We start from the raw sequence: 12,804 nt of genomic DNA, 5'->3' as shown, positions 1-12,804 counted from the left end.
GCTCTTAACGTGTTTTATAGTTGTTCACTAGCTAAAAAAGCTCTTTTACTGCTTCAATAAAATAAGTACCAATTGTACTGATGGGTTTATTTTTTTGATATAAGACACAAATCTTATTCATGGTTCGATCCGCAAGCGGAATCAGTCGAATTTCTTTTTTCGTAAACCCGGTCACCACTCCAGAACCAGACGCATAAGCATTCGTTTCAACCAACAAATTCATCAAAGTTCCACGGTCATTCGTATAAATCACCGTTTCTTGCTCCTGATTTTCAATCAAATCTTCAGAGAAATAAGCAAAATTGCTGCCTTCCTGCGTAAAACGAACCTGAGGATAGCAGGACAGTTCCTCCAAATAGATCTCTTTTCGATTCGCTAAAGGATGGTCGTTTCCTAAAAATATATGCGTATTGAAGCTGCCCACAACCTCATAGGTTAAATTTGCCTGCTCAAGATACCGTTCAATGCTGGCTTTGTTCTGATTATTAAGGTAAATAATCCCTAACTCACTATGAAAACTTTTGACGTCTTCAATCACCTTTAGCGTGGTCGTTTCAAAAACACGAAAATTTTTATATTGACCATTAAACTGGCGAATCACCTTGCCCATGACCTCGCCTAGAAAATCATAGTGTTGAGAAGATATAGAAAACCGCTCACTTTTCACAACCTCTTGGTAACGATTTTTAATCAAGGCCATTTGGGTTAAGATTTTTTCCGCATGCTCTAAAAAAATCCGACCTTCTTCTGTAATTAAGGCACCTTTATTTGTTCTCGTAAATAAGGTGACGCCAATTTCTTCTTCCAGCTCGCGAATACCGTTGGATAAGCTGGGCTGAGTGATATATAATTTTTTGGCCGCTTCCCGAAAGCTACCGTTATTAGCTACCGCGACCACATATTTCATTTGTTGAATATTCATCCTCATCCCTCACTCATTCAGAAAAATAAACTTTTCGACCATTCAATGCTTGAACTGGACGGTTGTTAAACGGCAACATTCCTTCATGTATCCGCTGGAAAAACGCCTGATCCATTTTTTGAACTGTTTCGAAAACAAACCAATGAACCGGTCCTTTGGTCGGCGGCGTGGTTAATGAACCTAAATAATGAAAGTGTCCCTTTTCTTCTGGAATAAAGATACTTGGATCAAACCATTGCTGATGAGTTTCCGGCTGCCAAATCAAGGTATCCGCCTCTTTCGAGAATTGATTTTTTTCAGTTGACAGCTCAAATAAGCAGCCGACAACCAGATTTTCACCGGAGTTATTCATATGAACTAAGTGAAATTCAACCGGAAAATGTGTATCGTCAATGGTATGCTCACTCGGCGTGTGAAAATGAATATCTGTTAAATAATAATTTTCCTCTTCGTAAATGACATAGCTTTCTGTATTTGGCGGAACAAAATGAAAGGTATTTTTAAATTCTTTTTCAGTAAATTCTTCCCGCTTATAACAAAAGGTGATTTCTCTTTCTTTCGAAATACCTTGAATAAGCTCCTTGGATAAATTAATCGGTGACTGATACGGATATTTTGCGCCAAGTGAAAACCAGTCGCAAAGCGTATGCCAATGCTCAGGTCCTCTTTCACCAGTATAGCCCCATTCTACATCCATGTTGCGAATCTTTTTCATCAAACCCCACCTTCAATTGAATCAATTCATTTTTTGTGTCTGACTCTTTGAATGCTTCACCTGCTGTGAACTATTGGCGAAGCTACTCAATAATGAAAGTATAGCATAACCTATTCTCAAATGAAGAAAAAATGGTCTTACCTTTAGAAAATGCTATTCTTTCAGGTTATATAAAAGACGAGCAAGGTAACAAGCCCTGTTCGTCTTTCTTGTTCGCGTTTTGCTGACACTGTCTTGTATGGGATCCTTATAAGCTGAAAATTATTTAGTAGTTAGCCAGTTTTCCGGATCTTTTTTCCATTCCTTTAAAAGCGCTACATCTTTAGCTTCGATATACTTTGATTCCAAAGCAGCGTCAATCAAGGTTGAATAATTGGTCAAAGTCACTAATTCTACTTTTTGATCAGCAAAATTCTGTGTGCCTTTTGGTAATTCATAGGTAAAGATTGCGGCAACTCCCAAAACATTCGCACCTTCACGTTCAGCTGCTGCTTGTGCTTCTAATACGCTGCCGCCGGTAGAAATTAAATCTTCAATAATAACCATTTTTTGACCTTCGCTGATGCGGCCTTCAATTTGATTCCCTTTGCCATGATCTTTTGCTTTGCTACGGATATAAACCATCGGTAAATCTAAGATTTCTGCCACCCAAGCAGCATGTGGAATACCGGCTGTTGCTGTTCCCGCGATTACTTCAACCTCAGGATACGCTTCTTTAATTTTAGCTGCAAGTCCCTTGGCGATTTCTTTGCGGACCTTTGGATAGCTCATTGTGATGCGGTTATCACAGTAAATCGGGCTTTTAATCCCACTTGCCCATGTAAAAGGCTCATTCGGACTTAAAAATACAGCTTCAATCTCAAGTAAATCTTTGGCAATTGCTTTTGCTAATTCTGTCATTCGTTTTCTCCATTCCACTCTTTTTTGATTATTTGATAAGCCTCAAAAGGATCGGCCGCTTGTGTAATTGGTCGGCCAACTACAATATATGTAGAACCGATTTCTCTTGCTTCTTTCGGTGTAACAACACGCTGCTGATCGCCTACAGCACTGCCGCTTGGGCGAATTCCCGGCGTTAGGCAAATAAAGTTTTCACTCGTTGCTTGATGAATTGCCTGTGCTTCCAAAGCAGAGCACACTACGCCATCTAAGCCTGCAGTTTGTGTACATTGCGCATAATGCAGAACACTTTCTTGCAGCGGCACTTTGATTAATTGATCATGCTGCATTTGTTCTTCACTGGTTGAGGTTAGTTGCGTCACAGCGATCAGTAAAGGTGTTTTTTGGCCGTTTACTGTACCTTTTTCTAGGCCGCGCTTCGCTGCAGCCATCATTTTGATTCCGCCGGCGGCATGAACATTGGTGATATCCACATCCAAACGCGCCAAACCAGTCATCGCTTTTTCTACCGTATTTGGGATATCATGTAATTTTAAATCCAAAAACACGGAATGATTCAATGCTTTCAGCCAGCGAATAATTTCTGGTCCTTCTTGATAAAATAATTCCATGCCCACCTTTACAAATAGAGATTCTTCTTTAGGAAATTTTTCTAAAAATGCAGCAACTTCAGACCTTGAAGCAAAGTCTAAAGCAATAATTGGACGATGACTCATCGGACTTTCGCCTCCTTTACGTCTTTTCTTAGCTGTTCAAGTGATTCAATGCCTAGTTCAGCCATTCTTGCTGGCAAAGCATCAATCAATCTGGGACAGATGTACGGATCAGTAAAATTAGCGGTTCCTACACCGACTGCACTAGCACCAGCCATGAACATTTCCAAAACATCATCCACGGTCTGCACTCCACCCATACCGATAATCGGCAAATCCGATATTTGCGCTACTTGGTGAATCAAGCGAATTGCCACTGGTTTAATTGCTGGACCAGATAAGCCCCCCGTTTGATTTGCCAAAATCGGTCGTCTAGTTTTTAAATCAATCCGCATGCCCAACAGTGTATTAATCATTGAAAAACCATCAGCGCCACCTGCTTCAATTGCTTGGGCAATGGGTACAATATCGGTGACATTTGGCGACAATTTCACATAAATAGGTACAGAAGAAACTTTTTTAACGGCTTGCGTTAATTGAAAAGCCACATCTGGATCTGTTCCAAAAGCAATTCCGCCATGCTTCACGTTAGGACAGGAAATATTTAATTCAATTGCCTTAACATTTTCCGCTGCACCAATTTTACTACAAACTTCCACATAATCTTCTTCACAAGCGCCAGCCACATTGGCAATGATCGGCAAATCATAGTTGGCTAGCTTCGGCAGCTTGCTTTCCATAACCACCTCTAAACCTGGATTTTGCAGACCAATTGCATTCAGCATGCCGCTCGGCGTTTCAGCTACTCTGGGTGTTTCATTACCGTAACGAGCTTGAGGTGTTGTTGCTTTAATCATAATGGAGCCTAATTTTTCTAAGTTAAAATACTTTGCATACTCTTCACCAAAACCAAAGCAACCGCTGGCAGGAATGATCGGATTTTTCAACTCTAATCCCGGTAAACTAACAGCTAATTTATTCATAAAACCACCTCATTCGCTCTAAAAATCGGTCCTTCGTCACAAACCTTGACACTTTTTGTTTCATCCTCCGGCACATGACAAACACAGGCATAACAAGCCCCCATACCGCAGGCCATGCGCTGTTCGAGAGATAAAAAGACATTTGAATTATCTGCAAAAACCTCTGCAACCATTTTTAGCATACCGTTAGCGCCACAAGCATACACAGCATCCGGCACCTCTACATCCGCTGCAGTTAACAAATGACCCACATGCCCTTTCACGCCAAACGAACCGTCATCCGTGGCAAAACGTGTTTCCGCCAACGCCGCAAATTCGTCCTCAAAATAAGCGACCTCTTTTGAAGCATATCCTAGAAAATGGATGACTTTGATGCCTTTTTGCTTTAATTGTTTAGAAAGCTCATACATCGGCGGAATGCCAATACCGCCGCCAATCACAAAAGCCGTTTGTCCTTCCTCTAAACAATCAAGATCAAAGCCGTTGCCTAAAGGTCCCATCACATCTAACTGATCACCGGCCGTTAATTCAGAAAACACCTTGGTTCCTTCACCTTCTGTGCGATAGATAATCGTACAGGTTTTCGCTTTTTTATCGATTTGATTTAAGCTGATTGGTCTCCTTAACAACATATCTGCACGCGGCACTTTGATATGAATAAATTGTCCCGGTTTGCCCATTTCCTTTACAAGCTCTCCTTGTAAAGTCATTTGAAAAATTCTAGGAGCAAGCTGTTTTTGCGAGATAATCGTCATTAGTTCCTGTTTCATGTCTTTTTACTCCTTTATACTCCAACAAGCGCCCGGCTGTCTAAGACAGACAACCACGACACTTTATTTAGATTGATTCTGTTGAAAATGCTCTCGATTCCAATACCTTAAGAATAGCGTTAGCCGTATCCAATGAGGTAAACAACGGCACCCCATGTTCAACCGCTTCACGACGAATCAAGAAGCCGTCTTTATTACTATCGGAGCGGTTTTTGTCCATCGTGTTCACAACGACCTGTGCCTGTCCAGTGCGGATTAAATCAAGAACTGTAGCGCCGCCATCATGATTAATTTTATACACAGATTCAACAGTAAGTCCATACCTTTTAAAATAAGCCGCAGTTCCTTCTGTCGCCAACAAACTATAGCCGATCTTATTAAAACGTTTAGCCAAGGCTAACGCCTCTTCCTTTGTTTCATCCGCAATGGTAAATAAAACAGCACCATAGCTCGGCAGATGTAGTCCGGAAGCTTCAAAGGCTTTATATAAGGCTTTTTCCAAACTATAATCAGTACCCATGACTTCACCGGTAGATTTCATTTCAGGACCTAAATATGTGTCCACCTTTTGCAGCTTGGTAAACGAAAAGACAGGGGCTTTTACGTGTACTTGCTTGCCTTCTGGATAAAGACCCGATTGATAGCCCAAATCCTGCAGTTTCTGTCCCAAGATTGCCTTAGTAGCGATCTGAGCCATAGGAATGCCGGTAATTTTACTTAAAAACGGAACGGTTCTGCTAGCTCTAGGATTAACTTCGATCACATACACTTTTTCATCATGGATAACAAACTGAATATTCATCATCCCAACACAATTAAGTCCTAGCGCCAATTTTTCCGTATAGGCAGCAATCGTCTGCTGCAGCTCCGCTGATAAGGTTTGGGGCGGATAGACAGCCATTGAATCGCCGGAATGAACCCCTGCGCGCTCAATATGTTCCATAATACCCGGGATTAACACGGTTTCCCCATCACAAATCGCATCTACTTCACATTCTCTACCTAATAAATAGCTGTCAACCAATACTGGGTGCTCAGGAGAAGCCTTGACTGCATGGCGCATATAATCTTCTAAATCCGTTTGATTTTCTACAATTTCCATCGCTCGTCCGCCTAAAACATAGCTTGGTCGAACCAAAACCGGATAACCGATTTTGTTGGCAACTGCTACTGCTTCTTGCGCACTGGTCGCTGTTGCTCCCGGTGGCTGAGGAATTTCAAGCTCCTGCAAGGCCTGTTCAAACAGATCACGATTTTCAGCTCGATCTAAATCCTCGATCGTTGTACCTAAAATCTTAACCCCTTGCTTGACTAAAGGCTCGGCTAAATTGATTGCCGTCTGACCGCCAAATTGCACGATCACTCCAATTGGTTTTTCCAAGTGAATCACGTTCATAACATCCTCTAACGTCAATGGTTCAAAATAGAGCTTATCGGAGATGGAAAAATCCGTCGAAACAGTTTCCGGATTGCTGTTCATGATAATTGCTTCATAACCAGCTGCTTGAATCGCTTTGACTGAGTGAACAGTAGCATAATCAAATTCTACTCCCTGACCAATGCGGATCGGTCCGGATCCTAATACCAGTACAGAAGGTTTTTCGGAAACAATACTCTCGTTTTCTAACTCGTACGTACTGTAAAAATAAGGTGTTTTTGACTCAAATTCTGCCGCACAAGTATCGACCATTTTGTAAACTGGCTGCAGTTTGTTCGTTAAGCGGAATTCCGTTACGGCAGCTTCTGTCATTTGCCATAATTCTGCAATTTTGCGATCGGTAAAGCCGTTTTGTTTCGCTTCTGTCAAGCAATCAAGATCTTGTATATGATTTTGCAACTGTGCTTCAATTTCCACAATATGCAGGAGCTTGTCTAAAAAGAACAGGTCAATCTTGGTTAGTCCATGTAATTCTTCAATTGAATAACCGCGCCGCAGCGCTTCTGAAAGGTAGAATAAGCGGTTGTCCTGCGCTTTCACGATATTTTCCGTCAATAAGTCATCACTACTATCATTTAATTCCTTTAATTCATTATGAAAGGCACCGATTTCCAAAGAGCGTACGGCCTTTAATAAGGATTCTTCAATATTACGACCAATTGCCATGACTTCGCCGGTCGCCTTCATTTGTGTGCCTAAACGCCGGTCACCTTTTTCGAACTTATCAAAGGGCCAGCGGGGAATTTTAGCTACCACATAATCCAGTGCCGGTTCGAATTCGGCATAGGTTGTGCCGGTAACAGGATTTTTCATTTCATCTAGGGTCAAACCGACTGCAATTTTTGCCGCTAGTTTTGCAATCGGATAACCGGTTGCTTTACTGGCAAGCGCAGAAGATCGGGAAACACGAGGATTTACCTCGATGACATAATAATTAAAGCTGTTCGGATCAAGAGCCAACTGTACATTACAGCCACCCTCAATTTTTAATGCTCGAATAATTTTTAAAGACGCATCGCGCAGCATTTGGTATTCATGATCGGACAATGTTTGACTGGGAGCAAAAACAATTGAATCCCCTGTATGCACACCCACTGGATCAAAGTTTTCCATGTTGCAAACGACAATAGCATTATCTGCGGAATCGCGCATGACTTCGTATTCAATTTCCTTGTAGCCGGCAATGCTTTTTTCAATCAAACACTGCGTAACCGGTGAAAGCTTCAATCCATTTTCAGCAATTGTACGCAGCTCCGCTTCATTATCGCACATACCGCCGCCGGTACCGCCTAATGTAAAGGCTGGTCGTACAATAATCGGATAACCGATTTTATTCGCAAAAGCAATCGCTTGATCGACAGTATTGACAATCTCGCTTTCAGGAATCGGCTGGTTTAATTCTTCCATTAATTGTTTAAATAAATCCCGATCCTCCGCCTGATCAATAGCCGTTAATTTAGTGCCCAGTAATTCTACCTGCAACTCCGCCAGAATGCCTGACTCGGCCAGCTCCATTGCCATGTTCAAGCCTGTTTGACCACCTAAGGTCGGCAGCAAAGCATCCGGACGTTCTTTACGCAAAATGCGGGAAACAAATTCCAAAGTTAATGGTTCAATATAGACTTGGTCGGCAATTTCTTTATCTGTCATGATTGTGGCTGGGTTAGAGTTAACCAAAACCACCTCATAGCCTTCTTCTTTCAAAGCAAGACAGGCTTGCGTACCGGCATAATCAAATTCTGCAGCCTGTCCGATAATAATCGGTCCTGATCCGATAACCATAATCTTTTTTATGTCTGTTCGTTTTGGCATTAGCCCTGCTCCTTCCATGCATCCATCATTTCCATAAATTCATCGAACAAATGCAAGCCGTCATGCGGACCTGGCGCTGCATCCGGATGATACTGCACTGTAAATGCGGGATAATGTCTATGTCTAACTCCTTCAACGGTGCCATCGTTTACTTCAACGTGCGTAACCAGCAGTTTTTCTGAATCAATGGTTGCTTCATCAACTGCATAGCCGTGATTTTGGGAAGTAAAATCAATTTTTCCGGTAGCAACCTCTCTTACTGGATGATTGAGTCCCCGATGACCGAATGTCATTTTGTACGTATCTGCTCCGTTGGCTAAAGAAAAGAGCTGGTGACCCAAGCAAATGCCGAATATAGGAACTTTTCCTTGAATTTGCTGGATCATCTCGATGGCTTCCGGTACATCCTTGGGATCACCCGGGCCATTTGTCAGCATCACGCCGTCAGGAGATAATTCTAAAATCGTTTTGGCTGTTGTGTTGTATGGTAAAACTGTTAAGTTACAATGACGCTTCGAAAGTTCTCTTAAAATACTGTGCTTTAAACCAAAGTCAATCACGACCACGTTGCGCCCGGTGCCAGGACTTGGATAAGGTTTAGTCGTGGAAACCTGTGCAACCTGATTCCGAGGTAAAACAGTGGCCTTCAGCTGATCAAACGCGTGGGTTAGATCATCGTCGGCGTCGATAAAACCAGCTTTCATCGTTCCGGCTGAACGCAGCTTTCTGGTCAATGCTCGTGTATCAATGCCGGAAATTCCCGGAATGCCTTTATTTTTCAAAAATTCATCCAGTGTTAGCTGATTGCGCCAATTAGATGCAAGGCGGGCATGTTCTTTCACGATCACCCCTTTACAGGTTGGCGAAATGGACTCGTAATCATCCCGATTGATGCCATAATTGCCCACCATTGGATAGGTAAAGGTAATAATTTGACCATTGAAACTTTGATCGGTGATCGTTTCTTGATAGCCCGTCATACTCGTTGTAAAAACCACTTCTCCTACAACGTCGATCTCAGCACCAAAGGCTTTTCCTTCAAATACTGTTCCGTCTTCCAGAATCAATAATCGTTTCACTTTTACGCCTCCTCTTTCGTCCAGACTGGTTTTCCGTCAACGAAAGTCATTAGAGTGTTGCCTTTGACTTTCCAGCCGACAAAAGGTGTGTTCACCGCCTGTGATTCAAACTCCTGATCGTCAATCGCTGCTTCCTCCTCAAGATCAAAGACAGCGATATCCGCTGGAGCCCCGATGGTTAAGGTTCCAGCATCTAAGCCAAAGATTTCAGCCGGCTTAACCGCCATCCAGTCGATCACTTGTTCTAATGTGAATTTTCCTGTTTCAACAAAATGCGTATAAATCAATTGGAATGCCGTTTCGCTGCCGACAATGCCGAATGGTGCTTTTAAGAAGCTTTGGCTTTTTTCTTCCAAGCCATGTGGGGCGTGATCTGTCGCAATACAATCAATGGTTCCATCCATTAAGCCTTCAATCAGCGCAGCGCGGTCTTCTGTTCCACGCAGCGGCGGGTTCATTTTCCAAAAACCGTGATCCTCTGGAATATCTTCATCTACTAAAATTAAATGGTGGGGAGAAACTTCAGCCGTTACATGAATGCCGGCTTTTTTTGCGTCGCGAATAACTCGGACACTTTCTTTGGTAGAGACATGGCAAACATGATAATGAGCACCGGTTTCACCAGCCAGGACAACATCTCTGGCAATCTGTGAAGCTTCAGTTGAGTATAAAATCCCAGGCAATCCCAGTTTTTCAGCAACTGCACCTTGGTGCATAACTCCGCCGAATAATAAAGATTCATCTTCAGTATGAGCAACTAACGCCATTCCTAGAGAAGCAGCTTCTTTCATGGCCAGGTACATGGTTCCAGCTGTTTGTACGCCCACTCCGTCATTGGTAAAAGCAAAAGCGCCGACCTCTTTTAACGCTTTTTGGTCTGTTAAGGTTTCACTGCGCAGCTCTTCAGTAATGGGCGCATATTGCAAAACCTTCACGACCGCATCTTTTTCAATAATATCGTAAACAGCTTTTAGCTTTTCCGGTGTATCTGGTACTGGATTTAAGTTAGGCATTGCGCAAACGGTTGTAAAACCGCCTCTGGCTGCTGATTTGCTGCCAGTTTCAATGGTTTCCTTATAAGTAAAGCCTGGTTCTCTTAGATGTACGTGAACATCAACTAAGCCTGGTGTGATTAATTGTCCCTTGGCATCAAAGACTTTATCGAACAAGCTTTCATCGAAGGATGTTCCAATCGCTTTGATTTTGCCATCTTCGATCCAAACTGCTGCTGGAATCAATTGATTTGCCTTTTTAATGATTTTTCCATTTTTGATAAGTGTCTTCATTTTTCCACCTATGCCTTTCCATGTAATACTGCTTCTAAAATTGCCATTCTCATATAAACTCCATTGCTCATTTGCTGGATAATGCGTGACTGTATTCCTTCAACAAGAGAATCTGCCAGCTCTACATCCCGATTGACCGGTGCCGGATGCATAATAATCGCATGCTTTTGCAGCTTTTTCGCCCGTTCAATGGTTAAGCCGTATTCTTGATGATATTCTTCCTTTGAAAACAGTTCAGAACCATCATGGCGTTCATGCTGAACTCTTAACAGCATCATCACATCCACTGTTTCGACCACTTCGTCCAAAGACATATAATGTCCGTAAGCTTCAAATTGCTTATCGTACCATTCTTCTGGCCCTGAGAAAAAGATCGTTGCACCTAAGCGTTTTAGCATTTGCATATTGGATTTAGCTACACGTGAGTGCGTAATATCACCAACAATAGCAACTTTTAAGCCTTCAAAGTGCCCAAATTCTTCATAAATCGTCATCAGATCCAATAAGCACTGTGTCGGGTGTTGTCCACTGCCGTCTCCACCGTTAATAATGGAACATTGGATCGTTTTACTTTGAATCAGTTCATCATAATAGTTTTCTTTACTGTGACGAATGACTGCCACATCCACGCCAATGGCTGACATAGTCAGAACCGTATCATAAAGCGTTTCGCCTTTTTTTACTGAGCTCATGCTTTCTTCAAATTCAATCACTTCAATCCCAAGCTTTTTCTCAGCTACATCAAAGCTCTTGTGTGTCCGTGTGCTATTTTCAAAGAACAAATTGGTCGCGAAATACTGTTCCTTTTCCGGCTTCCAAGTAGCGCCGTGTTTAAATTCCTGCGCACGCTGGATCAAGCCCATGACCTCTTGATCGCTTAAAGCTTCTACGGTCAAAAGATGTTTTAAACTGATACGTTCAGATGTGATAATCATTCGTACATTCCTCCTACTTTTCTTCGCTGCGAGCCGTTTCAGGTAAAACTAAGTTTAAAATAATCCCTAGAACTGTTGCTAAAGCCATTGATGAAAGCTCAAATGTATTCAATTTGAAAACCAGTCCGCCAATCCCGATGACTAAAATAACTGATGCAATTAATAAATTTTTCTTTTTATCAAAGTTAATTTGATTATCGATCAAAATTTTCAAGCCGCTTGCTGCGATGACACCGAACAAGACAAAGCTGATTCCGGAAATAACCGGGCCGGGGATACTTAGAATAATTGCACTTAATTTGCCGACAAAGCCTAAGCAGACTGCCAAAACCGCTGCCCCGCCAATGACGAATACGCTGTGTACTCGAGTGATCGCTAACACACCAATGTTTTCTCCATAACTGGTAACTGGCGGTCCGCCGACAAAACCGGCAACAATTTGGGCAGCTCCGTCACCCATTAAAGTTTTAGACAAGCCCGGATCTTGGAAAAAGTCGCGTTTTGTTAATTTGTTTAAGACCATTAAATGACCAATGTGTTCTGTCATCGTTACAAAAGCGATAGGTGCCATTGTGGTGATCGCATTTAAATACAGCTTTGGTTGATACTGAACAAATGGAATTTCAAAGTTCGGCATAGCAAACCAGGCAGCCTGTTTAATCAACTCAACATCCACGATACCAAAAAGCAACGCTACCAGATAGCCGCTGACAATGCCTAAAAGAATCGGAATGAGTCCTAAGAAGCCTTTGAAAAACATGTTGTAAAAAATGGTTAAAGCTAATGTAATCAGTGCAACAGCGATAAATTTGAAATCATACTTGCCGTCATTAAACATGGCGTTATTTGCCGCGTTAGCCGCCAAGCCAAGTCCGATAACCATAATTACAGGACCGACAACAATCGGCGGTAAAATCTTATCCAACCAAGCCGAACCAATTTTCTTGATGATCAATGAAACAACTAGATACACCAGACCAGTCGTAACTGCCCCTTGAGCGATTGCCGGGTAACCGTCGCTTTTCATCAGCATTTGCATCGCTGCAATAAAGGCAAAGCTGCTGCCTAGATAAGCTGGTATTTTTCCCTTTGTAACGAATAAATACACTAAAGTTCCTAAGCCTGAGCTTACCAGCGCAATGCCGGGATCAATACCGACTAAAATCGGAACTAACACGGTAGCGCCAAACATGGTGAATAAATGCTGGAGACTTAAACCAATCCAGTGTCCTGCTTTTGGTCTGTCATGAATATCTAAAACTACTTCTTCATTACGGAACTTTTCTTCTGTCATCAAAATCTTTCCAATCT

General features: G+C 42.2%; 11 protein-coding genes. All 11 read right to left on the bottom strand.

The window, feature by feature from the left end; genetic code table 11:
* Positions 1 to 31: 31 nt before the first annotated feature.
* The gene (locus ABH902_RS00920; protein WP_404588648.1) at positions 32 to 922 is read right to left on the bottom strand and encodes a LysR family transcriptional regulator; all 891 of its coding nucleotides are present in this window, start codon (positions 920 to 922) and stop codon (positions 32 to 34) included.
* 13 nt (positions 923 to 935) lie between these two features.
* Positions 936 to 1,637 carry a carbonic anhydrase family protein gene (locus ABH902_RS00915; protein WP_404588647.1) on the bottom strand — a complete coding sequence of 234 codons (702 nt, stop codon included), beginning with the start codon at positions 1,635 to 1,637 and terminating at the stop codon, positions 936 to 938.
* A gap of 261 nt (positions 1,638 to 1,898) precedes the next feature.
* On the bottom strand, positions 1,899 to 2,537 hold the full coding sequence (gene pyrE / locus ABH902_RS00910; RefSeq protein ID WP_404588646.1) for an orotate phosphoribosyltransferase: 639 nt from the start codon (positions 2,535 to 2,537) through the stop codon (positions 1,899 to 1,901).
* The gene (pyrF, locus tag ABH902_RS00905; RefSeq protein ID WP_404588645.1) at positions 2,534 to 3,253 is read right to left on the bottom strand and encodes an orotidine-5'-phosphate decarboxylase; all 720 of its coding nucleotides are present in this window, start codon (positions 3,251 to 3,253) and stop codon (positions 2,534 to 2,536) included. Before pyrF ends, pyrE begins: the two co-directional genes overlap by 4 nt.
* Complete coding sequence (locus ABH902_RS00900; RefSeq protein ID WP_404588644.1) at positions 3,250 to 4,173, bottom strand: dihydroorotate dehydrogenase; 924 nt, start codon at positions 4,171 to 4,173, stop codon at positions 3,250 to 3,252. Before ABH902_RS00900 ends, pyrF begins: the two co-directional genes overlap by 4 nt.
* Positions 4,170 to 4,943, bottom strand: coding sequence for a dihydroorotate dehydrogenase electron transfer subunit (locus ABH902_RS00895; RefSeq protein WP_404588643.1), 774 nt, complete (start codon positions 4,941 to 4,943; stop codon positions 4,170 to 4,172). The genes ABH902_RS00900 and ABH902_RS00895 overlap by 4 nt, the downstream gene beginning before the upstream one ends.
* Before the next feature lie 67 nt (positions 4,944 to 5,010).
* The gene (gene carB / locus ABH902_RS00890; RefSeq protein WP_404588642.1) at positions 5,011 to 8,193 is read right to left on the bottom strand and encodes a carbamoyl-phosphate synthase large subunit; all 3,183 of its coding nucleotides are present in this window, start codon (positions 8,191 to 8,193) and stop codon (positions 5,011 to 5,013) included.
* Positions 8,193 to 9,272: a carbamoyl phosphate synthase small subunit gene (locus ABH902_RS00885; protein WP_404588641.1), complete on the bottom strand. Its 1,080-nt coding sequence runs from the start codon at positions 9,270 to 9,272 to the stop codon at positions 8,193 to 8,195. The genes carB and ABH902_RS00885 overlap by 1 nt, the downstream gene beginning before the upstream one ends.
* Positions 9,273 to 9,274: 2 nt before the next feature.
* Positions 9,275 to 10,558, bottom strand: coding sequence for a dihydroorotase (locus ABH902_RS00880; protein ID WP_404588640.1), 1,284 nt, complete (start codon positions 10,556 to 10,558; stop codon positions 9,275 to 9,277).
* An 8-nt stretch (positions 10,559 to 10,566) separates the two neighbouring features.
* Positions 10,567 to 11,493 (bottom strand): aspartate carbamoyltransferase catalytic subunit, encoded by a 927-nt coding sequence (locus tag ABH902_RS00875; protein ID WP_404588639.1) that lies wholly within the window; start codon positions 11,491 to 11,493, stop codon positions 10,567 to 10,569.
* A gap of 13 nt (positions 11,494 to 11,506) precedes the next feature.
* Positions 11,507 to 12,787, bottom strand: a complete 1,281-nt coding sequence (locus ABH902_RS00870) for a solute carrier family 23 protein (protein ID WP_404588638.1) — start codon at positions 12,785 to 12,787, stop codon at positions 11,507 to 11,509.
* Positions 12,788 to 12,804: the final 17 nt, after the last annotated feature.

The organism is Enterococcus sp. UD-01, from assembly GCF_044909655.1.
GTDB lineage: Bacteria > Bacillota > Bacilli > Lactobacillales > Enterococcaceae > Enterococcus_L.
Note: the sequence above shows the minus strand (reverse complement) of the source record. Positions and strands in the feature narration are given on the sequence as shown.